The organism is Microbacterium sp. dk485 (assembly GCF_004570445.1).
GTDB classification, from domain to species: Bacteria; Actinomycetota; Actinomycetes; order Actinomycetales; family Microbacteriaceae; genus Microbacterium; species Microbacterium wangchenii.
In genome coordinates, this window is the sequence record NZ_SPQW01000002.1 from 857315 (window position 1) to 882784 (window position 25470).

Consider the following 25470-nt stretch of genomic DNA (forward strand, 5'->3'; position numbering starts at 1 on the left):
TTACGCCGCCCCTGGAGATCCGGCGCCCGTGCGCGAGCATGGGGCGATGCCCGCCACCACCACGGATCCACGCACCCTCCTGCCGGACGAGGCCGCCCGCGCCTCGACGGCGGAGGTCGTGACTCCGGCCGTGCGGGCGCGCGGACTCGGGCGCACGTTCCCGACCGCCCACGGAGCGCGCGACGTGCTGCGGGGGATCGACCTCGACATCGCCGCCGGCGAGATCGTCGCCGTCATCGGGCCCTCCGGTGCGGGGAAATCGACCCTGCTGCGACTGATCGGCGGCCTCGACGCCCCCACCGCCGGCACGGTGCAGGTCAGTGGCGCGCCGGTGACCGATACCGACGAGCGCACCGCGGTGGCCTTCCAGGAGCCGCGCCTGCTGCCGTGGCGCACGATCGCGCACAACGTCGCGCTCGGGCTGCCGCGCGGAACCGCCGCGCGCGCCGCCCGCGAGCGGGTGGCCGAACTGCTGAACCTCGTCGGTCTCGACCACGCCGCCGCCCAGCGACCCCGTGAGGTCTCCGGCGGGATGGCCCAGCGCGCCGCGCTCGCCCGCGCCCTGGCCCGCGACCCGGACGTGCTGCTGCTGGACGAGCCGTTCGGCGCACTGGACGCGCTGACCCGCCTGCGGATGCAGGAGCTGCTGCGGCAGATCCACGACGCCCGGCCCACCACCGTGGTCCTCGTCACGCACGACGTGGAGGAAGCACTGTATCTGGCCGATCGCGTGCTGCTGCTGCGATCGCTGGACGAGCGCGGCGGCTCGGTGGCCCGCACGCTGAGCGTCCCCGGCCGCCGCCCGCGCGATCGCGCCGACCGCGCCCTGGCCCACCTGCGTGCTGAGCTCCTGGAGGGGCTCGGCGTCGACACCCACCACCCCACCCCCCAGGAGAACCGATGAGCCCCGTCATCCGCCGCACCGTCCCCGCGATCGTCCTCGCCGGCGCGATGATGCTGGCCGCCACGGGATGCCTCGCCGGTGAACGAGCCGGAGCCGCCGCCCCTGCCGAGGACGCTGCGGCGGGATGGTCGTCCGACACCCTGTCGATCGACTTCGCCACGTACAACCCGCTGAGCCTCGTCGTGAAGGACCAGCGACTTCTCGAGGTGGCGCTCGGCGAGGAGGTCACCGTGGAATGGGTGCAGTCGGCCGGATCGAACAAGGCCAACGAGCTGCTGCGCTCCGGGTCGCTCGACGTGGGGTCCACGGCGGGATCGGCCGCTCTGCTGGCCCGCGCGAACGGGTCCCCGATCCAGGTGATCGACGTGTACTCGCAGCCGGAGTGGTCGGCGATCGTGGTGCCCGCGGGCAGCCCGATCACGTCCGTTGCCGACCTGCGGGGCGCGACCATCGCCGCCACCGCGGGCACCGACCCGTACTTCTTCCTCCTCCAGGCCCTCGAAGCCGAAGGCCTGTCGGTCGGCGACGTGGCGGTGCAGAACCTCCAGCACGCCGACGGCAGATCCGCGCTGGAGGCCGGTTCCGTCGACGCATGGGCGGGCCTTGACCCGATCATGGCCGCGGCGGAGGTGGAATCGGGGGCCACGCTGCTGTACCGCGACGTGGACTTCAACTCCTTCGGCTTCCTCAACGCCACCGAGGAGTTCATCACCGAGCATCCCGACCTCGCCCAGGTCGTCGTGGACGCCTACGAACAGGCCCGCACGTGGGCGATCGCCCACCCCGAGGAGACGGCCGAGCTCCTGGCCGAGATCGCCGGCATCGACCTCGCGGTGGCGACCACGGTCATCCGGGAACGGACGAACCTCGACGTCGACGGCGTCCCCGGCGCGGCGCAGCGGGACGTGCTGGAGCGGATCGCACCCGTGCTCGTCGACTCCGATGCCGTCTCCGGCGGTCAGTCCGCCGTCGACGCCGCCCTGCAGAGCATCGTCCACCCCGACTTCGCCCGCGCCGCGACGGAGTGACGATGACCGCCACCGCCACCGCCACCGCCGCGGCTCCTGCTGCCCGGCCGACGCGGCCGAGCCGGCGTCGCGCCGCACGCATCGCGGGCGGGATGCTGCTGCCGCTCGCGGTGCTCGCGGTGTGGCAGGCGGTCACGGCGTCCGGCCTCGTGCCGCCCTACCGGCTCCCGCCCCCGGCCGCGGTGGTCGAAGCCGCCGTGCAGCTCGCCGAGAGCGGGCAGCTGTGGCTGCACGTCGCCATCTCGGTGCAGCGCATCCTGCTGGGCTTCGCCATCGGATCCGTCGCCGGCCTGCTCGTCGCCGCGATGGTGGGGCTCACGCGCATCGGCGACGTCGTACTGACGCCCTCCCTCGCGGCGCTGCGCGCGATCCCGTCGCTCGCGCTGGTCCCCCTGCTCGTGCTGTGGATGGGGATCGGGGAGGACTCCAAGGTCACCCTCATCGCGATCGGCGCGTTCTTCCCCGTGTTCACGACCGTGAGCCCGGCGCTGCGGTACGTGGATCCGCACCTCGTGGAGATGGGCCGCACCTTCGGCCTGCGCGGCGGCGCACTGCTGCGCGCCGTGCAGCTTCCTGCGGTGGTGCCGGCCGTCGTGTCGGGCCTGCGCCTGGCGCTGGCTCAGTCCTGGCTGTTCCTCGTCGCCGCCGAGCTCGTGGCCGCCGCGATGGGTCTGGGGTTCCTCCTCACCGACTCCCAGAGCACGGGGCGCGTCGACCGCATTCTCCTGGCCATCGTGCTGCTGGCTGTGCTCGGCGCCGCGAGCAACGGCCTCGTCACCGTCGCACAGCGCCGGCTCCTCGCGCGGTGGACGTGAATCGGGAGCGGCTCCCGGCGGATCCGGCGTAGAATGGCGGGATGCGTGTGCGCGCATCCCGCGCCGTCACACCGTAGATCTCCGCGGATGCGTCCGCGACACCCCATCCGCCACCCTTCAGGAGGACCTCCCATGGCCGGAACGAACCAGGGCATCATCGATCCCCCCATCGACAGCCTGCTCGAGAAGGTGGACTCCAAGTACCAGCTCGTGATCTACGCCTCGAAGCGTGCGCGCCAGATCAACGACTACTACTCCGACCTGCACGAGGGCAACCTCTTCGACAACGTCGGGCCGCTCGTGGACTCCACCGTCGAGGACAAGCCGCTGACGATCGCGCTGCACGAGATCCACGAAGACAAGCTGCGCCTGCGTCACGCCGAGTGACCCCACGCCGGGCCTGAGTCGCCCCGGTCGGCTGTCCGCCGCCCGGGGCATACTCGTGCCCGTACCCGATCCACCCGACTCCGGCCTGCGCCCGAGGGAGCATCCATGACCGAACTGCGGCTGTTCACCTCCGAATCCGTCACGGAGGGGCACCCGGACAAGATCTGCGACCAGATCTCCGACAGCATCCTGGACGCGATCCTCCGTGAGGACCCCACCGGGCGCGTCGCGGTGGAGACGCTCGTCACGACGGGCCTCGTCCACGTCGCCGGCGAAGTCTCCACGAGCGCGTACGTCGAGATCCCCGCGATCGTGCGAGACGTGGTCAACCGCATCGGCTACACCTCGAGCGACACGGGATTCGACGGCGAGTCGTGCGGAGTGAGCGTGTCGATCGGGGCGCAATCCTCCGACATCGCCGCCGGGGTGAACAAGGCGTTCGAGCAGCGCGAGCGCGGCTCGGTCGATCCGCGCGACGAGCAGGGCGCCGGCGACCAGGGCATCATGTTCGGCTTCGCCACCACCGAGACCCCGCAGCTCATGCCGATGGCCAGCTGGACGGCCCACCGGATGGCCGAGCGCCTCGCCGACGCACGGCGCGACGGGCGACTGCCGTTCCTGCGGCCCGATGGCAAGACGCAGGTCACCCTCGGGTACGACGGGCAGACTCCGCGCACCGTGGAGTCGGTCGTGCTGTCCACCCAGCACCACCCCGACATCTCCCAGGAGGAGCTGCGGGCGCTCGTGCGGGCAGAGGTGATCGAGCCCGTCCTGGCCGACACGGGACTGGACCTGCCGGATGTGAAGTACTACATCAACCCCGCAGGCCCGTTCGTCGTCGGCGGACCCAAGGGCGACGCGGGCCTGACCGGACGCAAGATCATCATCGACACCTACGGGGGAGCCGCCCGCCACGGCGGTGGCGCGTTCAGCGGCAAGGACCCGTCGAAGGTCGACCGCTCGGCGGCGTACGCGATGCGCTGGGTCGCCAAGAACGCCGTCGCGGCGGGTCTGGCCGACCGCCTCGAGGTGCAGATCGCCTACGCCATCGGCAAGGCGAGCCCGGTGGGCCTGTACGTGGAGAGCTTCGGCACGGGCCGCGTGCCCGACGAATCGATCACGCGGGCGATCCTGGACGTGTTCGATCTGCGCCCCAAGGCCATCATCGACTCGCTGGACCTGCTGCGCCCCATCTACGCCCAGACCGCCGCATACGGTCATTTCGGCCGCGAGCTGCCCGACTTCACGTGGGAGCGCACAGACCGCGTCGACGAGCTGCGCACCGCCGCCGGGCTCTGACGTGCACCCGCTCGGCGGGGCGAGCACATGACCGCCCGACGCGTCGCGCGCGTGCTGCTGGATTCCCCCCTGCCGCAGCTCGACCGGCTGTTCGACTACGCCCTCCCGGACGGCGTCGACGTAGAACCCGGCGTGCGCGTGCGCGTCCCGCTGCGCTCGGCCGGACGCATGATCGACGGGTTCGTCGTCGAGGTCGACGACGAGGACGACGGCGATCGCCCGCTCTCGATGCTCGAGACCGTCGTGTCCACCGTGCCGGTGCTGCCCCCCGCGCTGTACGCGCTGGCCCGCCGCGTCGCCGATCGCGCCGCCGGTTCGGCCGCCGACATCCTGCGCCTGGCGATCCCCAAGCGCATGGTCCGCGCCGAGAAGGCGTGGCTGGCGGCCGATCCGCCGGGCCCGCCGGAGGTGGACGCGGACGCGCTCGCCCGCGCCGACGCCGTGCTGGCGGAGTACCCCGAACTCACCGCGGGCATCCGGGCGGGGGAGCGCATGGCCGTGGATGCTCCGCCCAGGCCCGCGCGCGATGTTCCGGCCGGGGCGTGGGCGGTGCTCCTGGCGGCGGCTGCGGCACGCGAGCTGGCCGACGGACGCAGTGCCATCCTCGTCGTGCCCGATTACCGCGACCAGGCCCAGCTGGAGCGCGCGCTGGCGGCCTTCGTCCCGCCGGACGCGGTCGTCCGCGACGACTCCGATCAGTCCGGGCCGGCGCGGTACGCGCAGTTCCTGCGCACCCTGGCCGACGCTCCGTGCGTCGTCATCGGACGCCGCTCGGCGGTGTACGCGCCCGTACGCGCGGGCCTCGTCGCGATCTGGGACGACGGCGACCCGCTGCTGTCGGAGCCGCTGAGCCCGGGCGTGCACGCCCGCGACGCCGCGCTGGTGCGCCAGGAGCTGGAGGGGTCGGCGCTGCTGTTCGCCGGTCACACCCGCACGACCGACGTCCAGCGCCTCGTGGACGTGCGCTGGGTGCGCGAGATCGCCGCCGCCCGCCGCACATCGCCCCGAGTGGTGCTGAGCGCGACCCGGGAGGGGGAGCGCGGGTCGCGCGTACCCTCGAGCGCCTTCCAGGCCGCGCGCGAGGCCGTCGCGCACGGCCCGGTGCTCGTCCAGGTCTCCCGCCCGGGATATGCGCCCTCGCTCGTGTGCGCGGAGTGCCGGCGTCCGGCGCGCTGCGCGGCGTGCGCGGGTCCGCTGCGCGCGGCGCGTCCGGGCGCGGTCCCCACGTGCGCGTGGTGCGGACGCGCCGCCCACGGATGGACGTGCCCCCACTGCCAGTCGGAGAAGCTGCGGATGGCCTCTTCCGGCACCGAGCGCACGGCCGACGAGCTCGGGCGCGCCTTCCCCGGGGTGCGTGTGATCGTCTCCGACGGCGCGCACCCCGTCGCCGAGATCGAGGCCCGGCCGGCGCTCGTGGTCGCCACGCGCGGGGCCGAGCCGTTCGCCCCCGGCGGGTACGCGGCGATCGTCCTGCTCGACGGCGAGCGGATGCTGCTGTCCGAAGCGCTCCGCATCGGCGAGGACTGCCTGCGCTGGTGGTCCGATGCCGCCGCCCTCGCCGCGCCCGGCGCACCCGTGCACCTCGTCGGCGTCACCGGGCCGGTCGCCCGCGCCCTGGCAACGTGGACGCAGGCCACCTACGCCCGCAGCGAGCTCGCCGAACGCGCACCGCTGCACATGCCGCCCGCCGTGCGGCTGGCCTCGGTGGAGGGCCCCCTCCGCGCCGTCGACGAGGCGCTGGCGGAGCTGCGCGCGGAGGTGCCCGACCTCGGGCCGCACGCGATCCTCGGACCCGTCCCTCGCACGAGCGCCCCCGACACGCCCACCGCGCGCGCCCTCGTCCGTTTCGACTACGCCACCGGCCGCGCCGTCGCGGAGAGCCTGCGGGCAGCCGTCGTGGCCGACGCCGCACGGGCGCGTGCCCGCACGCGCGGGAAGGGCACCCCTGCCCGCAATACACTCAGAGTCCGGTTCGACATCCCCGAACCGGACCTGTGAGGAGAACCATGCGCCTCGTCTTCGCCGGCACGCCCACCGCGGCCGTCCCCTCTCTGCGCGCCCTGGCGGCCGGGCCGCACGAGGTCGTCGCGGTGCTCACGCGCACCGACGCCCCGCTCGGTCGCAAGCGCGTGCTCACGCCCTCTCCGGTGGCGCAGGCCGCGGCCGACCTGGGGATCGACGTGATCAAGGCCGACCGGCTGGATGCCGAAGTCACCGGCGCCGTGGCCGCGCTGGCCCCCGATCTCGGCGTCATCGTCGCCTACGGCGGCCTGGTGCGCGAACCCCTGCTGTCGACCCCCGCGCACGGATGGATCAACCTGCACTTCTCCCTGCTGCCGCGCTGGCGGGGGGCAGCGCCCGTACAGCGGGCGCTCATCGCCGGCGACGACACTCTCGGCGCCAGCGTGTTCCAGCTCGTCCCTGAGCTGGACGCCGGACCGGTGTTCGCCGAGGAGGCCTCTCCCGCGGGTGACCTCACCGCCGGCGAGGCCCTCGACGCGCTCGCGCTTTCGGGCGCCGGGCTGCTCGCTCGCGTCGTCGACGACATCGCCGACGGCCGCGCCGCCGCCGTCCCGCAGGTCGGAGAACCCACCTTCGCCCCCAAGCTCACCCTCGCCGACGGCGCGATCGACTGGACGGCGGACGCGGAGAGCATCCTCGCCCGCATCCGCGGCGTGACCCCCGAACCCGGCGCGCACACCACCGTCGACGGCGCGCGACTGAAGATCGTGCAGGGCGCCGCCGCACCGGCCGACGCGCCGGCGCTCGCGCCTGGTGAGCTCGCCCTCACCGACCGCCGCGTCCTCGCCGGGACCGCCACGCGCCCCGTGCAGCTGGTCACGGTGCAGCCGGCCGGCCGAGGCGCCATGGCCGCCGGCGACTGGTGGCGAGGCCTGCGCGCCGAGCGTCCGCGGGTGGGATCGTGAGCGTGCAGGGCGCACGACGGGTCGCCTACGACGTCCTGCGTGCCGTGGACGAGGCCGACGCGTACGCGAACCTCCTGCTACCGCATGCGATCGAGCGCGCCGGTCTGGACGCCAAGGACGCCGCCCTCGCGACCGAGCTCACCTACGGCACTCTGCGCCGTCGGGGCACGTACGACGCCGTGATCGCCCTGGCCGCCGACCGCCGCATCGAGGACATCGATCCGCCGGTCCGCGACGCGCTGCGCCTGGGGGTGCACCAGATCCTGTCCACGAGAGTGGCCTCCCACGCCGCCGTGAACGAGTCGGTCGAACTCGTGCGCCGCGCCGGCGGGAAGGGTCCCGCCGGCTTCGCCAACGCGGTGCTCCGCCGCGTGGCGCGCGGAACGCCCGGCGAGTGGCTGCAGCGCGTGGGCGAGTCCGCGCGCTCGAACGACGAGCGCATCTCCCTTGCGTCCTCGCATCCCGTGTGGATCGTGCGCGCCTTCCGCCGCGCCCTGGCCGCCGAAGGCCGTGCGGACGAGCTGGACGCGCTGCTCATGGCCGACAACGCCGCGCCACGGGTGACCCTCGCCGCTCTTCCCGGGCTCGCCCCCGTCCCCGCCGACGCACCGCGCGGCCAGTACTCGCCGTACGCGTTCCCGTTGGCCGGCGGCGACCCCGACGCCGCCGTGTCGGCCAGCGGCGGGCGCGTCCGCGTGCAGGACGAGGGCTCGCAGCTGGCCGCCCTCGCCCTCAGCCGCGCGAGCGCGATCCGCCCCGGGGAGCGGTGGCTCGACCTGTGCGCAGGACCCGGCGGCAAGACGGCCCTGCTGGCGGCCGAAGCGCTCGCTGCCGGCGCGTCACTGGAGGCCAACGAACTGGTCCCCGCACGCGCCGAACTGGTGCGCCGCTCGGTCGCGGCCGTGCCGATGGAGGTCCCCGTCTCCGAGGAGGACGGACGCACCCGCGCCGCCTCCACGCCAGGCGCCTACGACCGCATCCTCGTCGACGCGCCGTGCACCGGGATCGGCGCCCTCCGGCGCCGCCCGGAGGCGCGCTGGCGCAAGACGCCCGCCGCCGTCCCACCGCTGGCGACGCTGCAGCGCGAGCTCGTGCTCGCCGCGGTGGAGGGGCTGCGCCCGGGGGGCATCGTCGCGTACGTCACGTGCTCGCCGCACCTGGCCGAGACCGCCGGCGTCGTCGCCGACGTCCGCCGCGAGCTCGGGGACGCCGTCGAGGAGCTCGACGCGCGCGCCGTGCTGCGCGAGGTCTCCCGATCTCCCATCGAGCTGCCCGATCAGAGTGACGGATCCGGGCGCGCACAGCTGTGGCCGCACCGGCACGGCACCGATGCGATGTCGATCGCGCTGCTGCGCAAGCGCGCGTGACACCGTCCCGATGGACGCCGTGACGATGGACGCGGTGACGATAATGGAGCCGTGACCCCCTCCCGCGAGTCCGGCGCCGTCCGGATCAACCCCAGCATCCTCGCCGCCGATTTCGTGAACATGCAGTCCGAGCTCGCGCGCATCGCCGGGGCGGACTTCGTGCACGTGGACGTCATGGACAACCACTTCGTCCCCAACCTCACGTTCGGTCCGCAGATGGTCGGGCGCATCCAGGAGACCAGCCCCGTGCCGCTGGACGTGCATCTCATGATCGACGAACCCGAGCGCTGGGCACCCGGGTATGCCGAACTGGGGGCGGCCTCTGTCACCTTCCATCTGGAGGCCTCCGCCGAGCCGGTGACCCTGGCACGGACCCTGCGCGCCGCCGGAGCGCGCGCGGGCGTCGCCATCAAGCCGGACACAGCGGGGGAGTCGCTGTACGACGTGCTCGACGAGTTCGACCAGGTCCTGGTCATGACGGTGGAACCCGGGTTCGGTGGTCAGTCGTTCCGCGCGGAGACGATGCCCAAGCTGCGTGCGCTCGTGGCCGAAGCGCGACGGCGCGGCTCGGCGGTGTGGTTCCAGGTCGACGGGGGCATCTCCGAGTCCACGATCGCCCAGGCCGCCGAGGCGGGCGCCGACACGTTCGTCGCCGGATCGGCCGTGTTCGGATCCGACGATCCGGACGCCGCGATCGCGCACCTGCGCAGCCTCGCGCGCCGTCACCACGCCGCACCCTGACCGGGAGGCGCCGCAGGTTCGATACTCTGGCTGTGTGAAGACCTTCGACGCCCTGTTCGCTGAGCTGAGCGCGAAGGCCACCGAGCGTCCCGCCGGCTCGGGGACCGTCGCGCAACTGGATGCGGGAATCCACACGATCGGCAAGAAGGTCGTCGAGGAAGCGGCCGAGGTGTGGATGGCCGCGGAGTACGAATCCGACGACGCCACGGCCGAGGAGATCTCCCAGCTGCTGTACCACCTGCAGGTGCTCATGCTCGCCAAGGGCCTCACCCTCCAGGACGTCTACCGACATCTCTGAGCATCCCTCGCCGGCCCGTTCACCCCTCCTACGAAAGCCCCGTCATGCTGCGCATCGCCGTGCCGAACAAGGGCTCGCTCGCCGACACCGCCTCCGAGATGCTCTCGGAGGCCGGATACACCGGCCGGCGTGACCCCAAAGACCTCCATGTGATCGACCCCGCGAACGAGGTCGAGTTCTTCTACCTCCGCCCTCGCGACATCGCCACCTACGTCGGCTCCGGCGCCCTGGACGTGGGCCTCACCGGCCGCGATCTCCTGCTGGATGCCCGCATGCCCGGGGCGCGCGAGATCGAAGCGCTCGGCTTCGGCGACTCCACCTTCCGCTTCGCCGGCCCGCCCGGACGCTTCACCGAGCTCGCCGACCTCGAGGGCACCCGCGTGGCGACGGCCTACCCGGGTCTGGTCGACGGATTCCTCGACGAACGCGGCATCGCCGTCGACCTGGTCCCGCTGGACGGCGCGGTCGAATCCGCCGTACAACTGGGCGTCGCCGATGCCGTCGCCGATGTCGTGTCCACGGGCACGACGCTGCGTCAGGCGGGGCTGGAGATCTTCGGCCCGGCGCTGCTGCACTCCGAGGCGGTGCTCATCGCCGGTCCCCGCGACGCCGAGGGCACCGACACCCTGCTGCGGCGCCTGCGGGGCGTCCTCGTGGCCCGCCGCTACGTGCTCATCGACTACGACCTGCCCGCGCGGCTGGTCGACGACGCCGTCGCCGTCGCGCCGGGGATCGAGTCACCCACCATCTCGCCGCTGCGCGATCCGGAATGGGTCGCGGTGCGCGTCATGAGCCCCCGCCGCGGCGTGAACCAGGTGATGGACGCGCTGTACGCCATCGGAGCCCGTGCGATCCTCGTGACCGAGATCCACGCGGCGCGGCTGTGACCGGGGAGGCCCTCACGATGTCCCTCGCCCGCCGCGTCATCCCCTGCCTGGATGTGGCCGCCGGTCGCGTGGTCAAGGGCGTGAACTTCGAGAACCTCCGCGACATGGGCGACCCGGTGGAGCTGGCCCGGCTGTACTTCGATCAGGGCGCCGACGAGATCACGTTCCTCGACGTCACAGCGACGGTGGACGAGCGCGCGACGACGTACGACGTCGTCCGGCGCACCGCGGAAGAGGTCTTCATCCCGCTCACCGTCGGCGGCGGCGTCCGCTCGGCCGACGACGTCGCCCGGCTGCTCGGAGTGGGCGCCGACAAGGTCGGCGTCAATTCCGCCGCGATCGCCCGGCCCTCGCTGGTGGATGACATCGCCGACCGGTTCGGGGCGCAGGTGCTCGTCCTCTCCCTCGACGTCAAGCGGTCCGCCACGACCCCCTCCGGCTTCGTGGTCACCACCCACGGCGGTCGCACCGAGACCTCACTGGACGCGCTCGCGTGGGCGCGTGAGGCGATCGAGCGCGGCGCCGGCGAACTCCTGGTGAACTCCATCGACGCCGACGGCACGAAGGCGGGCTTCGATCTGGAACTGGTCGCGCTCATGCGCGAGGTCGCCAGCGTCCCCGTCATCGCCTCGGGCGGCGCCGGAGCGGTGGAGCATTTCGCCCCCGCCATCCACGCCGGCGCCGACGCGGTGCTTGCCGCATCGGTGTTCCACACGGGCGCCCTCACCGTGGGAGATGTGAAAGCGGCCCTGGCCGCGGACGGAATCGAGGTGCGCCGATGACCGAGAGCGTGGAAGAGCGCATCGCGCGGGTGGCCTTCACCCCCGAAGGACTCGCGCCGGCGATCATCCAGCAGTGGGACTCCGGCGAGGTGCTCATGCTGGGATGGATGGATGCCGAGGCGCTGCGCCGGACGCTCACCAGCGGGCGCGTGACCTTCTGGTCGCGGTCACGGCAGGAGTACTGGCGCAAGGGCGACACCTCCGGTCACATCCAGCTCGTGCGCGGCGCGCGCCTGGACTGCGACGGAGACGCGCTGCTCATCCAGGTGGAACAGGTGGGCCCCGCCTGCCACACCGGCACCCGGACGTGCTTCGACGCGGACGACCTCGAGCCGGTGGCGGACGCGACGTCATGATCCGGCGCGCGCGTCTCATCGCCGTCGTCGCGACCCTCGCTGCGGGGGCAACCGGCGTGATCTCGGCGACCCAGACCTGGCTCACCGTCGTGCTCGCCGACGGCTCCGCTGAGCCGCTCCTGGTCCCCGGGGCCGCGGCCCTGCCGGTCCTGACGCCCCTCAGCCTCGCCGCACTGGCACTCGGGGCGGCGCTGTCGATCGTGGGCACCGTGGTGCGCGTCGTGTTCGGAGCCATCGGGCTCGCCATCGCCGCCGTCCTGGGATGGCTGTCGGCGGTCATCGCATTCGCGCCGCCGGTCACCGCGGTCGCCGCCACCGTGAGCGCGGCGACCGGGATCTCCGGCGTCGAGGGCGTGGGGCGCCTGGTGGAGAGCATCGGAACCACCCCGTGGCCGGCGCTGACCCTCGCCGCGCAGATCGTTCTGGCCGCCGCGAGCCTGTTCACGATCGTCACGGCACGCCGCTGGCGCAGCGGTGCCGACCGGCGATACCGCACGGCCCCGGGGCCGGCGGGCTCACGACCGTCCGACGCCATCGACTCGTGGGACGACCTCTCGCGCGGCGAGGACCCCACGCGCTGAGTCCGGCCGCGCCGTGCTCGGAGGCGGCGGAGGCACCGATAGACTTGCACGGCACACGACACGCCGTGCCCGCACCCGAAGGAGACCCATGAGCAGCAACATCGGCGACCCCGGTCACGGACACTCGCCGGCCGCGTGGACGGCCGTGACGATCATGCTCGTCGCGATCGCGATCGGGACCACCGCGTTCTTCCTCGATCTCCAGTGGCTCGTGTGGGCCTCCGCCGCCCTGGTGGTCGTGGGCCTGCTCGTGGGCTGGGGCATGTCGAAGGCCGGTTACGGCGTCGGCGGCGCGAAGTACACCCCCAAAGAGCATTGAACATGCTCGCCGACCTCACCGCCGGCGCCGTGGAGGACGCCGAGCGGCGGTCCCTCGTGCGGCCGCCGGCCGAGGTCGAGCGTGCCGCGCTCAGCCAGACGCCCGCGCGTGACGCGCTGGCCGCGCTCGCACCGGCCGACCGCGTCCGGATCATCGCCGAGGTCAAGCGCGCGAGCCCTTCGCGCGGCGACCTCGCCGACATCCCCGACCCCGCCGCCCAGGCCCGGCTGTACGAGGAGGGCGGCGCATCCGCGATCTCGGTGCTCACCGAGGAGCGCCGGTTCAAAGGCAGCCTCGCCGACCTCGAGGCGGTCAAGGCCGCCGTCTCGCTGCCGGTGCTGCGCAAGGATTTCATCGCGACGCCGTACCAGGTGCTCGAGGCCCGTGCGGCCGGCGCCGACCTGGTCCTGCTGATCGTGGCCGCGCTCGAACAGCCGCTGCTCGCCGAACTGCACCAGCTCGTCCTGGACCTCGGGATGACCCCGCTGGTGGAGACGCACTCCGCCGACGAGGCTGCGCGCGCCGCCGACATCGGAGCGCGCCTGGTCGGGGTCAACGCGCGCGACCTGTCGACGTTCGCCCTGGATCGCGACCTGTTCGGACGCCTCGTCGACCGTCTGCCGGCCGACGCGATCAAGGTGGCCGAATCGGCCGTACTCAGTCCCGACGACGTCGCCCACTACCGCGCAGCCGGCGCCGACGCCGTGCTGATCGGGGAAGCCCTCGTCACCGGGGACCCCGTCGCGACCCTTCGTGCCTTCTTGGGAGCATCCGCATGAGCCTGCGTTCGGAAACCGGCCCGTTCTTCGGGGACTTCGGCGGGCGCTACATGCCCGAATCCCTCATCGCCGCCATCGACGAGCTCACCGCCGTCTACGAATCGGCCATGGCCGACCCCGCCTTCCTGGAGGAGTTCCGCGGTCTGCTGCACAGCTACGCCGGGCGCCCCTCGCCGATCACGGAGGTGCCGCGCTTCGCCGAGCACGCCGGCGGCGCTCGCATCTTCCTCAAGCGCGAAGACCTCAACCACACCGGCTCGCACAAGATCAACAACGTCCTCGGCCAGGCACTGCTGACCCGCCGACTGGGCAAGACCCGCGTGATCGCCGAGACCGGCGCGGGGCAGCACGGGGTGGCCACGGCCACGGCCGCCGCCCTCTTCGGCTTCGACTGCACGATCTACATGGGCGAGGTCGACACCGAGCGCCAGGCTCTCAACGTCGCACGGATGCGTCTCCTGGGCGCCGAGGTCATCCCGGTGCGCACGGGTTCGCGCACCCTCAAGGACGCCATCAACGAGGCGTACCGCGACTGGGTGGGCAGCGTGGAGACGACCAACTACATCTTCGGGACGGCGGCGGGACCGCATCCGTTCCCCGCGATGGTGCGCGACTTCCAGAAGGTGATCGGCGAGGAGGCCCGCGCCCAGCTCCTCGAGGACGTCGGGCGCCTTCCGGACGCGGTGTTCGCCTGCGTGGGCGGGGGATCCAACGCGATCGGGATGTTCGACGCCTTCCTGGACGATGACGACGTGCGCCTGTACGGCGTGGAGGCGGCCGGCGACGGCGTCGACACGCCGCGGCACGCGGCCTCGATCGAGCGGGGTCGGCCGGGCGTCCTGCACGGTGCGCGGACGTTCGTGCTGCAGGACGAGGACGGCCAGACCGTCGAGTCGCACTCCATCTCGGCCGGCCTGGACTACCCGGGGGTCGGGCCCGAGCATGCGTGGCTCGCCTCCATCGGCCGGGCCCAGTACATCCCGGCCACCGATGACGAGGCCATGCAGGCGCTGCGCCTGCTCAGCAGGACCGAGGGCATCATCCCGGCGATCGAGTCGGCGCACGCTCTGGCCGGAGCGCTGCGCCTGGGGCCCGAGCTCGGCCCCGACGCGGTGATCGCGGTCTGCCTGTCGGGCCGGGGGGACAAGGACATGGACACCGCCGCGCGCTACTTCCAGCTGTACGACGCGCAGCAGGCCGAGATCGTCAACGTCCCGCCCGCGGACGAGGCGGCCAGCGGAGAGGGCGTGGAGCTGTGACCTCGCGGGTCGCCGCCGCCATCGACGCGGCGCACGCGCAGGGCCGCGGCGCGTTCATCGGCTACCTGCCGGCCGGCTTCCCCGATGTGCGCACCGGGATCGAAGCCGCCGTGGAGCTGGCCCGCAGCGGCGCGGACGTGCTCGAGATCGGTCCGCCTTACAGCGACCCCGTCATGGATGGCGAGGTCATCCAGGAGGCCACGCAGGCGGCCCTGGCGGGCGGCTTCCGGCTGCGCGACCTGTTCCCCGCGCTCGCGGAGATCACGAGCCGGGTCGAGATCCCGGTCCTGGTCATGACGTACTGGAACCCCGTCGTGCAGTACGGCGTCGACCGATACGCCGACGCGCTGGTGGACGCCGGAGCGGCGGGTCTGATCACACCCGACATCACGCCGGAAGAGGCGGGGGAGTGGATCGCCGCGAGCAAGCGGACGGGCCTTGACCGCGTGTTCCTCGCCGCGCCCACCTCCAGCGACGAACGACTGGACATGATCGCCAAGGCATCCACGGGCTTCGTGTACACCGTGTCGACGATGGGCATCACCGGCGAGCGGGCCGACCTGGATGCTGCCGCCCGCACGCTCGTCGGACGCCTGCGCGCGGCGGGAGCCGAGCGCGCGTGCGTGGGCATCGGCATCTCCACGCCCGACCACGTCGCCGGCGTCGTGGACTACGCTGACGGCGCGATCGTGGGCACGGCACTCGTGCGCGCACTGCGGGACCGTGGCCTCGACGGCCTCGGCGAGACCGCCCGCGCCCTCGCCGGCGGCACCGTGCGGCAGCCCGCGTCGCGCTGATCACCCGCACGCCCTGCGCGCCCTAGACTCGAACCCATGACGTTCGCCCCTTCGAGCGCCCTCAGTGGCGTGCTCGGCAGCATCCCGAGCCCCGAGATCAGCTACATCGACCTCGGCCCGCTGCGGATCCACTTCTACGCCCTGTGCATCATCGTCGGGATCATCGCCGCGACGCTGCTGACCAATGCGCGCCTGACCCGCCGCGGCGCCGAGCCGTGGGTCGTCATCGACATCGCCCTGCTCGCCGTTCCGCTGGCGATCATCGGGGCGCGGATCTACCACGTGCTGACCCACCCCGGCTTCTACTTCGGCGAGGGCGCGGACGTGTGGGCGGTGTTCCGGATCTGGGAGGGCGGCATCGCCATCTACGGCGCCCTGATCGGCGGCGCCGTGGGCGCGTGGCTCGGGTGCCGCTGGACCGGGATCCGCTTCTGGACGCTCGCCGACGCGATCGCTCCTGGGCTCCTGCTGGCGCAGGCGCTGGGCCGCTTCGGCAACTGGTTCAACCAGGAGCTGTTCGGCCAGCCCACCGACCTGCCGTGGGGACTGGAGATCGACTCCGACAACCCCGCCTTCCCGGCAGGCCTGGAGCCGGGCACGCTGTTCCACCCCACGTTCCTCTACGAAGTGATCTGGAACCTGCTGGGCGTGGCGGTGCTGCTGTGGGCCGGACGGCGCTTCCGGCTGCAGTGGGGGCGCCTGTTCGCGGTCTACCTCATCTGGTACAGCGCCGGGCGCATCGTGTGGGAGTCGATCCGCATCGATCCGAGCGAGATCTACTTCGGTCTGCGCACCAACGTGTGGGCCGCGATCGCGGGCGTGGTGCTGGGTCTGGTGATCTTCTTCGTGCAGCGCCGCCGCCACCCCGGCTACGAGCCGTCGCCGTACAAGCCGGGACGCGAAGCGGAGGCGAAAGGCGCTGTACAATCGGCTGACCCCAACGACTTCGTCGACGTGAGCGAGCCGCCCGCGACGGAGACCCGCGTCGGCAGCGCCACAAGCACGACCGCCACGAGTTAGGACATCTTCTGGGCCGACGTCGTCCCATCTTGAGCATCAACGTGAGGACGGATGGTATGGCCTCGAGCAACCGTTCCGACGCCGTGGGAGGAGCTCTGCCTCCCCGGCAGGGCATGTACAACCCGGCGTTCGAAAAGGACGCGTGCGGGCTGGCGATGGTCGCGACCCTGCGCGGTGAGCCCGGTCACGACATCATCGACCTGGCCCTGACGGCGCTGCGCAACCTCGAGCACCGCGGAGCGATCGGCTCGGATGCGGGCACCGGCGACGGTGCCGGCATCCTGACCCAGATGCCCGATGCCTTCCTGCGCGCCGTCGTCGACTTCGACCTGCCTCCGGCGGGGGAGTACGCCGCCGGGCTGGCCTTCCTGCCGCGCGATGCGGACGAACGCGCCGCGCAGAAGGCCGGCATCGAGCGGATCGCCCAGAGCGAGAACCTCGTCGTGCTGGGCTGGCGCGAGGTCCCCGTCGAGACGGGGAACCTCGGCAAGCTCGCCTACCAGGCCCGGCCCGCCTTCGAGCAGCTGTTCGTGTCGCGACCGGCCAACGGCGATGCCCCGGCGCTCTCTGGCATCGCGCTGGATCGGCGTGTGTACCGCCTGCGCAAGCGCGCCGACCACGAGCTGGACGCGTACTTCGTCTCGCTCTCCAGCCGCACGCTGGGATACAAGGGCATGGTCACGACCCTGCAGCTGGAGCCGTTCTACCCCGACCTGCAGGACGAGCGCTTCGCTTCCGAACTGGCCGTCGTGCACTCTCGGTACTCCACCAACACCTTCCCGTCGTGGCCGCTCGCGCAGCCGCTGCGGATGCTCGCCCACAACGGCGAGATCAACACCGTCAACGGCAACCGCAACTGGATGCGCGCACGCCAGTCGCAGCTGGAGTCCGAGCTGCTGGGCGACGTCACGCCACTGCTGCCGATCTGCACCGAGGGTGCGAGCGACTCCGCGTCCTTCGACGAGGTGCTCGAGCTTCTCACCCTGACCGGGCGGAGCCTGCCGCACGCCATGATGATGATGGTGCCGGAGGCCTACGAGAAGCAGCCGGACATGGATCCGCAGCTGCGCGCCTTCTACGAGTACCACTCCATGCAGATGGAGCCGTGGGACGGCCCCGCCGCGCTCATCTTCACCGACGGCACCTTGGTGGGAGCGACCCTCGACCGCAACGGGCTGCGTCCCGGCCGCTGGACCGAGACCACCGACGGCCTCATCGTCATCGGCAGCGAGACGGGCGTCCTGGACTTCGAGCCCGCCCGCATCAAGCGGCGCGGCCGTCTGCGGCCGGGGCGGATGTTCCTCGTGGACACCGCGCAGGGTCGCATCATCGAGGACGAGGAGATCAAGGCCGACCTCGCCGGCATGCGCCCGTGGCAGGAATGGCTGGATGCCGGGCGCGTGCGCCTGGCCGACCTTCCCGAGCGGGAGCACATCGTGCACCCGATCGCCTCGATCACGCGCCGTCAGCGCACGTTCGGCTACACCGAGGAGGAGGTGCGGATCCTCCTGACCCCCATGGGCCAGACCGGTGCCGAGCCCCTCGGCGCGATGGGCAGCGACACGCCCGTCGCCGTCCTCAGCGAGCGGCCGCGCCTGCTGTTCGACTACTTCGTGCAGCAGTTCGCGCAGGTGACCAACCCACCGCTGGACTCCATCCGCGAGGAGGTCGTCACGTCCCTCGGGCTCGGTCTCGGTCCCGAACGCAACCTGCTGGACTGGGGCGCGGACCACACGCGCGTCATCACGCTGGATTTCCCCGTCATCGACAACGACGAGCTGGCCAAGCTCCAGAACATCGACAAGGCTCTGCCGGGGCGCCGTTCGGTCACCATCCGCGGCCTGTACCACTTCGACCAGGGTCCCGGCGCACTCGAGGCGCGACTGGACGCCATCAGCGCCGAAGTGGATGAGGCCATCGCCGACGGCGCGGAGTTCCTGATCCTCAGCGATCGCGACTCCAACAAGGATCTCGTCCCCATCCCCTCGCTCCTGCTGGTCTCGGCGGTGCACCACCACCTCATCCGTCGCCAGAACCGCATGAAGGTCGGGCTCGTGGTGGAAGCCGGCGACGTGCGCGAAGTGCACCACGTCGCGACGCTGCTGGGGTACGGCGCATCCGCCGTGAACCCCTACCTGGCGATGGAGACGGTCGAGTACCTCGTGCGGGCAGGTTTCATCACGGGCGTCACGCCCGAGAAGGCCGTGAAGAACCTCATCTACGCCCTGGGCAAGGGCGTGCTGAAGATCATGTCGAAGATGGGCATCTCGACCGTGTCCTCCTATGCCGGCGCGCAGGTGTTCGAGGCCGTGGGACTGTCGGAGGAGTTCGTCCAGAAGTACTTCACCGGCACCGAGACCAAGCTCGGCGGCATCGGCATCGAGCACGTGGCCGCCGAGAACCAGGCCCGCCACGACTTCGCCTACCCCGAAGACGAAGCGGTGCGCGCGCACGAGCGGCTGTGGACCGGTGGCGAGTACCAGTGGCGCCGCGACGGCGCCCCGCACCTGTTCAACCCCGACACGGTGTTCCGCCTGCAGCACGCCACGCGCGAGCGCCGGTACGACATCTTCCGCGAGTACACGCGTCTGGTCGACGACCAGGCGGGCGAGCTCAAGACGCTGCGCGGGATGTTCGGGCTGCGCACGGGCGAGCGCGCACCGGTGCCGCTGGACGAGGTCGAACCCGTCTCCTCCATCGTGCGGCGATTCTCCACCGGGGCGATGAGCTACGGCTCCATCTCGAAGGAGGCGCACGAGACCCTCGCCATCGCGATGAACAGCATCGGGGCGAAGTCCAACACCGGTGAGGGCGGCGAGGACGTCGATCGCCTCCTCGATCCCGAGCGGCGCAGCGCGATCAAGCAGGTCGCGTCCGGACGTTTCGGCGTGACGAGCCTCTACCTCACGCAGGCCGACGACATCCAGATCAAACTCGCCCAGGGCGCCAAGCCCGGCGAGGGCGGACAGCTGCCGCCCGCCAAGGTGTACCCGTGGGTCGCACGCACGCGGCACGCGACCGCCGGAGTCGGGCTCATCTCGCCTCCGCCGCACCACGACATCTACTCCATCGAAGACCTCAAGCAGCTCATCTTCGACCTCAAGCGCGCCAACCCCGGCGCCCGCATCCACACGAAGCTCGTGAGCCAGTCCGGCATCGGCGCGGTGGCGGCCGGTGTCGCCAAGGCGCTGTCGGATGTCATCCTCGTCTCCGGCCACGACGGGGGGACCGGCGCCAGCCCGCTGAACTCCCTCAAGCACGCCGGGACGCCGTGGGAGCTGGGCCTGGCCGAGACGCAGCAGACCCTCATGCTCAACGGCATGCGCGACCGCGTCGTCGTCCAGGTGGACGGGCAGCTCAAGACCGGCCGCGACGTCATCATCGGCGCCCTCCTGGGGGCGGAGGAGTTCGGTTTCGCCACTGCCCCGCTCGTGGTGTCGGGATGCGTCATGATGCGCGTATGCCACCTGGACACCTGCCCGGTCGGCGTGGCGACGCAGAACCCCGTCCTGCGGTCCCGGTTCACCGGCAAGCCCGAATTCGTCGTGAACTTCATGGAGTTCATCGCGCAGGAGGTACGCGAGTACCTCGCCGCCCTCGGCTTCCGCTCGCTGGATGAGGCCATCGGTCACGCCGAGCTGCTCGATGTCGACCGCGCCGTCGAGCACTGGAAGGCCGGTGGGCTCGACCTCAGCCCGATCCTGGAGGGCCCGCACTTCGCCCCCGACGAGCCGCGCAGGGCGCAGCGGGCACAGGACCACGAGCTCGACGATCACTTCGACGTGGCCCTCATCGAGCGCGCCCAGGATGTCATCGCGCACGGCGGCACCGTCGAGATCGCGCTGCCCATCCGCAACACCGCCCGCGCGGTGGGCACGATGCTGGGCCACCACGTGACCCGTGCGCACGGCGCCAACGGACTGACCTCCGGCTCGATCGACGTGTCGCTGACCGGTTCGGCCGGCCAGTCGTTCGGGGCCTTCCTGCCCGCCGGCATCACCCTGCGGCTCGAGGGCGACTCCAACGACTACGTGGGCAAGGGCCTGTCCGGCGGCAAGGTCGTCATCCGCCCGCCGCGCGAGTCGACGTTCGCCGCATCCGAGAACGTCATCGCCGGCAACGTGCTCGGATACGGCGCCACCCAGGGATCGATGTTCCTCAGCGGCGTCGTGGGGGAGCGGTTCTTCGTGCGCAACTCCGGGGCGACCGCGGTCGTCGAAGGCGTCGGCGACCACGCGCTGGAGTACATGACCGGCGGGCTCGCGGTGATCCTCGGCGCCACCGGGCGCAACTTCGGCGCCGGCATGTCCGGCGGCACGGCGTACGTGTATCGCCTGGACCGTGCGCTGGTGAACCGTGAGGCGCTCGCCTCGGGCGAGCTGGAGCTGGGCGCGCTCGGCTCCGGCGACGCCGAGATGCTCCGCGACCTGCTGCAGGAGCACGTGACCGAGACCGGCTCCGAGCTCGCCCAGCGCCTGCTGGCGGATTTCGACGCCGAGCTGGCGAACTTCGTCCGCGTCGTGCCCCGCGACTACGCCGCCGTCCTGCAGACGCGGCAGGCGGCCGTGGACGAAGGCCTCGACCCCGACGGCGACGTCGTCTGGACCCGCATCATGGAGGTGACCGGTGGCTGACCCGAAGGGTTTCCTGAAGACCACGCAGCGCGAGCTGCCGCCGCGGCGGCCGGTGCCCGTGCGCATCATGGACTACAAAGAGGTCTACGAGGCCGCCGACCCCGCGATGGTCCGGCGCCAGGCCGGACGCTGCATGGACTGCGGCATCCCGTTCTGCCACAAGGGGTGTCCGCTGGGAAACCTCATCCCGGAGTGGAACGACCTCATGTGGCGCGGCGAGGGCCGCGCCGCGATCGAGCGGCTGCACGCCACCAACAACTTCCCCGAGTTCACCGGGCGGCTGTGCCCCGCCCCGTGCGAGAGTTCGTGCGTGCTGGGGATCAACCAGCCGGCCGTGACGATCAAGCAGGTCGAGGTCTCGATCATCGACGAGGCGTTCGCGCACGGCTGGGTCGAGCCCGAGCCGCCGCAGCGGCTGACCGGCAAGACCGTGGCCGTCGTCGGATCCGGCCCCGCGGGCCTGGCCGCCGCCCAGCAGCTCACGCGGGCAGGGCACACCGTCGCGGTGTACGAGCGCGACGACCGCATCGGCGGGCTCCTGCGCTACGGCATCCCCGACTTCAAGATGGAGAAGCGTCACCTCGAGGCGCGCCTGCGTCAGATGCGCGACGAGGGCACGCGGTTCCGCGCGGGCGTCGAGATCGGCGTGGACATCTCCTGGTCGGACCTGCGCAGCCGGTACGACGCCGTCGTGGTGACCACGGGCGCGACGGTGCCGCGCGACCTCCCGATCCCCGGCCGCGACCTCGCCGGCGTGCACTTCGCGATGGAGTACCTCGTCGAATCCAACCGCGCCGTCGCCGGTGACCAGGTGGACCACCAGATCAGCGCGCACGGCAAGCACGTCGTCGTCCTCGGTGGCGGCGACACCGGCGCCGACTGCATCGGCACGGCGCATCGGCAGGGCGCCCTGAGCGTGACGAACCTCGCGATCGGCGTGCAGCCCCCCGAGGCCCGCCCGTCGCATCAGCCGTGGCCGATGACCCCGACGCTGTTCGAGATGTCCTCCGCGCACGAGGAGGGCGGCGAGCGGACCTACCTCGCCTCGACCGTGGAGTTCCTCGGCGACGGCGCGGGCGAGGTCCGCGCGCTGCGCGTGGCCGAGACGGAGTTCGTCGACGGGCGGCGGGTGCCCAAGAGCGGCACCGAGCGTGAGATCCCCGCCGACCTGGTCCTGATCGCCCTGGGCTTCACCGGCCCCGAGCGCACGGCGCTGGAGGATCAGCTCGGCGCGCAGTTCACCGCACGCGGCAGCGTCGCGCGCGATGACGACTACGCCACGACCGCCGACGGCGTGTTCGTCGCCGGCGACGCCGGCCGCGGTCAGTCGCTCATCGTATGGGCGATCGCCGAGGGCCGTGCCGCCGCGGCGGCGGTGGATCGCCACCTCATGGGCGCCACGGCGCTGCCGTCCCCGGTGCGCCCGGCTGATGTCGCGATCGGTCTGCAGCCCGCGTAGGCTGGCCAACGCCACCCCCGACCACCTTTCCCTTCCTCTTCCGTGGAGTACACACATAGTGAGACGCGCCAAAATCGTCGCCACCCTGGGCCCGGCAACCTCGTCCTACGAGATGGTTCGCGCCATCATCGACGCGGGCGTCGACGTGGCCCGACTGAACCTCAGCCACGGCGATTACTCCGTGCACGAGGCCAACTTCGCCAACGTGCGGCGAGCGGCGGATGATGCGGGGCGCCCGGTTGCGATCCTGGTCGACCTGCAGGGGCCGAAGATCCGTCTGGGCCGGTTCCAGAACGGCCCGCACGAGCTGTCCGCCGGCGACATCTTCACCATCACGATCGATGACGTCCCCGGGACGAAAGACCTGGTCTCCACGACGTTCAAGGGTCTCCCTCAGGATGTCGCGCCCGGCGACTTCCTCCTCATCGACGACGGCAAGGTGCGAGTGCGGGTCATCGAGTCCGACGAGCGCACCGTGACCACCGAGGTCGTGGTGGGCGGACCGGTGTCCAACAACAAGGGCATCAACCTCCCCGGCGTCGCCGTCAACGTGCCCGCCCTCAGTGAGAAGGACGAGGCCGACCTGCGCTGGGGGCTGCGCGCCGGTGCCGACCTCATCGCGCTGTCGTTCGTCCGCTCCGCGCAGGACGTCGAGCGCGCCCACGTCATCATGGCCGAGGAGGGGCGCCGCATCCCCCTCATCGCGAAGATCGAGAAGCCGCAGGCCGTCGACAACCTCGAAGAGATCATCGACGCCTTCGACGGCATCATGGTCGCCCGTGGCGACCTCGGCGTCGAGCTGCCGCTGGAAGCGGTTCCCATCGTGCAGAAGCGCGCGGTGGAGCTGGCCCGCCGGATGGCCAAGCCGGTCATCGTGGCCACGCAGATGCTGGAGTCCATGATCGCCAGCCCCGTCCCGACGCGCGCCGAGACCAGCGACGTCGCCAACGCGGTGCTCGACGGCGCCGACGCCGTCATGCTCTCCGGCGAGACCAGCGTGGGGGAGTACCCCGTCACCGTCGTGGAGACCATGGCGCGCATCGTGGCCTCGACCGAGGAGCACGGGCTCGACCGCATCGCACCTCTTGGCGCCAAGCCGCGCACGCAGGGCGGTGCGATCACCCTCGCCGCCGTGGAGGTCGCCGACTTCGTCGAGGCGAAGTTCCTGTGCGTCTTCACCGAGTCCGGCGACTCCGCTCGCCGGCTGGCGCGCATCCGCTCGATGATCCCGATGCTCGCGTTCACACCGGAGCCGGGCATCCGCCGCCGGCTCGCACTGACGTGGGGCGTGCACGCCACTCTCGTGGAGCACGTGCCGCACACCGACCGCATGTTCGTCCAGGTGGACGAGTACCTGCTGGGACGTGAGCTGGCCAAGGTCGGCGACAAGGTCGTCGTGATCTCCGGATCGCCTCCCGGAATCGCCGGGTCGACGAACGATGTACGCGTGCACCGGGTCGGCGACGCCGTTCACGGCGCCGCTCCCATCTATCAGGCCGACAACTGACGCAGGCGCGCGGGTGCGGCCTCACGGGGCCCACCCGCGCGCGTGCGCTAGGGTCGATGCCGACATGCAGGCCGGTGTGGCGGAATGGCAGACGCGGGGCACTCAAAATGCTCTGTCCGCAAGGACGTGTGGGTTCGAGTCCCACCACCGGTACGACCCCGGACCTCGCCATGAGGCGGGTTCGCGGGGCAATGTCCCACCGACGACAAGATGCCGTCGCTCTCAGTTCTAGGATGGATACGTGACCGAGCAAGAGCCCCCCGCCGCATCCGCCCCCCGCCGTGTCGTCGTGGCCGAGGACGAGTCGCTGATCCGGCTGGACATCGTCGAGATCCTCCGAGACAACGGCTACGACGTCGTGGGTGAAGCCGGCGACGGCGAGACCGCCGTGCAGCTGGCCACCGAGCTGCGTCCCGACCTCGTCATCATGGACGTGAAGATGCCCCAGCTCGACGGCATCAGCGCCGCCGAGCGGCTGAGCAAGAACCACATCGCGCCCGTCGTGCTGCTGACCGCCTTCAGCCAGAAGGAGCTCGTGGAGCGCGCGAGCGAAGCCGGCGCGCTCGCGTACGTCGTGAAGCCCTTCACGCCCAACGACCTGCTGCCGGCGATCGAGATCGCCCTCGCCCGCTACGAGCAGATCATCACGCTCGAAGCCGAGGTCGCCGACATGGTCGAGCGCTTCGAGACCCGCAAGCTCGTCGACCGCGCCAAGGGCCTGCTCAACGAGAAGATGGGCCTCACCGAGCCCGAGGCGTTCCGCTGGATCCAGAAGGCCTCGATGGACCGCCGCCTGACCATGCAGGACGTGGCCAAGGCCATCATCGAGCAGCTGGCGCCCAAGAAGTCCTGACACCCCGCACGAGGATGCGTCGGCTCACTCGGCCGGCGCATCCTTGATGTGGTTGGTGATGCGCACGGTGGAGCACCGACGCCCCTGCTCATCGGTGACGACGATCTCGTGCACCGTGAGGGAGCGGCCCAGGTGGATCGGCGTGCAGACGCCGGTGACGCGACCCGATGTCGCAGAACGCGTGTGCGTGGCGTTGATATCCACGCCCACAGCGAGGCGGCCGGGACCGGCGTACAGGTTCGCGGCCATCGATCCGAGTGACTCGCCCAGGACGACGTACGCGCCGCCGTGGAGCAGACCTACCGGCTGCGTGTTGCCCTCCACGGGCATCGTGGCGACGGCCCGTTCGACGGTGAACTCGACCCATTCGAAGCCCATCTTCTCGGCCAGGGCGCCCATGCCGCGCTGGGCCACCCAGGCGAGTCCGGAGTCGGTGTCGGGGGCAGTCGAGCTCATCATCGCCTTCGTCGG

24 protein-coding genes and 1 tRNA gene are annotated in these 25470 nt (G+C 71.8%); 24 read left to right on the forward strand and 1 reads right to left on the reverse strand.

Going from position 1 to position 25470, the window contains the following annotated elements; all coding sequences use genetic code 11:
- Positions 1 to 46: 46 nt before the first annotated feature.
- From E4V99_RS14915 to E4V99_RS15030, 24 genes are all read left to right on the forward strand, one after another.
- A complete protein-coding gene (locus E4V99_RS14915; protein ID WP_135117712.1) occupies positions 47 to 904 on the forward strand; it encodes an ATP-binding cassette domain-containing protein in 858 nt (285 codons plus the stop codon).
- A complete protein-coding gene (locus E4V99_RS14920; RefSeq protein ID WP_135117713.1) occupies positions 901 to 1932 on the forward strand; it encodes an aliphatic sulfonate ABC transporter substrate-binding protein in 1032 nt (343 codons plus the stop codon). Before E4V99_RS14915 ends, E4V99_RS14920 begins: the two co-directional genes overlap by 4 nt.
- A 2-nt stretch (positions 1933 to 1934) precedes the next feature.
- Positions 1935 to 2747: an ABC transporter permease gene (locus E4V99_RS14925; protein ID WP_135117714.1), complete on the forward strand. Its 813-nt coding sequence runs from the start codon at positions 1935 to 1937 to the stop codon at positions 2745 to 2747.
- 132 nt (positions 2748 to 2879) lie between these two features.
- Entirely contained in the window at positions 2880 to 3134 is a 255-nt protein-coding gene (gene rpoZ / locus E4V99_RS14930) for a DNA-directed RNA polymerase subunit omega (RefSeq protein WP_135066236.1), read from the forward strand.
- A 105-nt stretch (positions 3135 to 3239) separates the two neighbouring features.
- On the forward strand, positions 3240 to 4433 hold the full coding sequence (gene metK / locus E4V99_RS14935) for a methionine adenosyltransferase (protein ID WP_135117715.1): 1194 nt from the start codon (positions 3240 to 3242) through the stop codon (positions 4431 to 4433).
- Between the two features lie 27 nt (positions 4434 to 4460).
- Positions 4461 to 6431, forward strand: a complete 1971-nt coding sequence (locus tag E4V99_RS14940) for a primosomal protein N' (RefSeq protein ID WP_135117716.1) — start codon at positions 4461 to 4463, stop codon at positions 6429 to 6431.
- Between the two features lie 8 nt (positions 6432 to 6439).
- A complete protein-coding gene (gene fmt, locus E4V99_RS14945; RefSeq protein ID WP_135117717.1) occupies positions 6440 to 7360 on the forward strand; it encodes a methionyl-tRNA formyltransferase in 921 nt (306 codons plus the stop codon).
- Positions 7361 to 7362: 2 nt separating this feature from the next.
- The gene (locus E4V99_RS14950; protein WP_135117981.1) at positions 7363 to 8727 is read left to right on the forward strand and encodes a transcription antitermination factor NusB; all 1365 of its coding nucleotides are present in this window, start codon (positions 7363 to 7365) and stop codon (positions 8725 to 8727) included.
- A 51-nt stretch (positions 8728 to 8778) separates the two neighbouring features.
- Complete coding sequence (gene rpe / locus E4V99_RS14955; RefSeq protein ID WP_135117718.1) at positions 8779 to 9468, forward strand: ribulose-phosphate 3-epimerase; 690 nt, start codon at positions 8779 to 8781, stop codon at positions 9466 to 9468.
- Positions 9469 to 9502: 34 nt separating this feature from the next.
- The gene (locus E4V99_RS14960; RefSeq protein WP_135066221.1) at positions 9503 to 9766 is read left to right on the forward strand and encodes a phosphoribosyl-ATP diphosphatase; all 264 of its coding nucleotides are present in this window, start codon (positions 9503 to 9505) and stop codon (positions 9764 to 9766) included.
- Positions 9767 to 9810: 44 nt separating this feature from the next.
- The gene (hisG, locus tag E4V99_RS14965; RefSeq protein WP_135066218.1) at positions 9811 to 10653 is read left to right on the forward strand and encodes an ATP phosphoribosyltransferase; all 843 of its coding nucleotides are present in this window, start codon (positions 9811 to 9813) and stop codon (positions 10651 to 10653) included.
- Positions 10654 to 10670: 17 nt separating this feature from the next.
- Positions 10671 to 11435 (forward strand): imidazole glycerol phosphate synthase subunit HisF, encoded by a 765-nt coding sequence (gene hisF, locus E4V99_RS14970; RefSeq protein ID WP_135071136.1) that lies wholly within the window; start codon positions 10671 to 10673, stop codon positions 11433 to 11435.
- Positions 11432 to 11791: a phosphoribosyl-AMP cyclohydrolase gene (hisI, locus tag E4V99_RS14975; RefSeq protein ID WP_135066215.1), complete on the forward strand. Its 360-nt coding sequence runs from the start codon at positions 11432 to 11434 to the stop codon at positions 11789 to 11791. Before hisF ends, hisI begins: the two co-directional genes overlap by 4 nt.
- Positions 11788 to 12372 carry a Trp biosynthesis-associated membrane protein gene (locus tag E4V99_RS14980; RefSeq protein WP_135117719.1) on the forward strand — a complete coding sequence of 195 codons (585 nt, stop codon included), beginning with the start codon at positions 11788 to 11790 and terminating at the stop codon, positions 12370 to 12372. The genes hisI and E4V99_RS14980 overlap by 4 nt, the downstream gene beginning before the upstream one ends.
- A gap of 88 nt (positions 12373 to 12460) precedes the next feature.
- Positions 12461 to 12691 carry a DUF6704 family protein gene (locus E4V99_RS14985; RefSeq protein WP_135066209.1) on the forward strand — a complete coding sequence of 77 codons (231 nt, stop codon included), beginning with the start codon at positions 12461 to 12463 and terminating at the stop codon, positions 12689 to 12691.
- 2 nt (positions 12692 to 12693) lie between these two features.
- Positions 12694 to 13470, forward strand: a complete 777-nt coding sequence (gene trpC, locus E4V99_RS14990) for an indole-3-glycerol phosphate synthase TrpC (RefSeq protein ID WP_135066206.1) — start codon at positions 12694 to 12696, stop codon at positions 13468 to 13470.
- A complete protein-coding gene (trpB, locus tag E4V99_RS14995; protein ID WP_135117720.1) occupies positions 13467 to 14729 on the forward strand; it encodes a tryptophan synthase subunit beta in 1263 nt (420 codons plus the stop codon). Before trpC ends, trpB begins: the two co-directional genes overlap by 4 nt.
- Complete coding sequence (gene trpA / locus E4V99_RS15000; RefSeq protein WP_135117721.1) at positions 14726 to 15526, forward strand: tryptophan synthase subunit alpha; 801 nt, start codon at positions 14726 to 14728, stop codon at positions 15524 to 15526. Before trpB ends, trpA begins: the two co-directional genes overlap by 4 nt.
- 36 nt (positions 15527 to 15562) lie before the next feature.
- Entirely contained in the window at positions 15563 to 16546 is a 984-nt protein-coding gene (gene lgt, locus E4V99_RS15005; RefSeq protein WP_135117722.1) for a prolipoprotein diacylglyceryl transferase, read from the forward strand.
- Positions 16547 to 16602: 56 nt separating this feature from the next.
- Positions 16603 to 21180, forward strand: coding sequence for a glutamate synthase large subunit (gene gltB / locus E4V99_RS15010; RefSeq protein ID WP_135117723.1), 4578 nt, complete (start codon positions 16603 to 16605; stop codon positions 21178 to 21180).
- A complete protein-coding gene (locus tag E4V99_RS15015) occupies positions 21173 to 22639 on the forward strand; it encodes a glutamate synthase subunit beta (protein ID WP_135066191.1) in 1467 nt (488 codons plus the stop codon). The genes gltB and E4V99_RS15015 overlap by 8 nt, the downstream gene beginning before the upstream one ends.
- 58 nt (positions 22640 to 22697) lie before the next feature.
- Complete coding sequence (gene pyk / locus E4V99_RS15020) at positions 22698 to 24146, forward strand: pyruvate kinase (RefSeq protein WP_135066188.1); 1449 nt, start codon at positions 22698 to 22700, stop codon at positions 24144 to 24146.
- A 70-nt stretch (positions 24147 to 24216) separates the two neighbouring features.
- A tRNA-Leu gene (locus E4V99_RS15025) sits at positions 24217 to 24299 on the forward strand.
- An 88-nt stretch (positions 24300 to 24387) separates the two neighbouring features.
- Positions 24388 to 24999 (forward strand): response regulator, encoded by a 612-nt coding sequence (locus tag E4V99_RS15030; protein ID WP_135066185.1) that lies wholly within the window; start codon positions 24388 to 24390, stop codon positions 24997 to 24999.
- A gap of 24 nt (positions 25000 to 25023) precedes the next feature.
- Here the strand turns inward: E4V99_RS15030 and E4V99_RS15035 are convergent, their stop codons facing one another.
- Positions 25024 to 25455 carry a hotdog fold thioesterase gene (locus E4V99_RS15035; protein WP_135066181.1) on the reverse strand — a complete coding sequence of 144 codons (432 nt, stop codon included), beginning with the start codon at positions 25453 to 25455 and terminating at the stop codon, positions 25024 to 25026.
- Positions 25456 to 25470 lie beyond the last annotated feature (15 nt).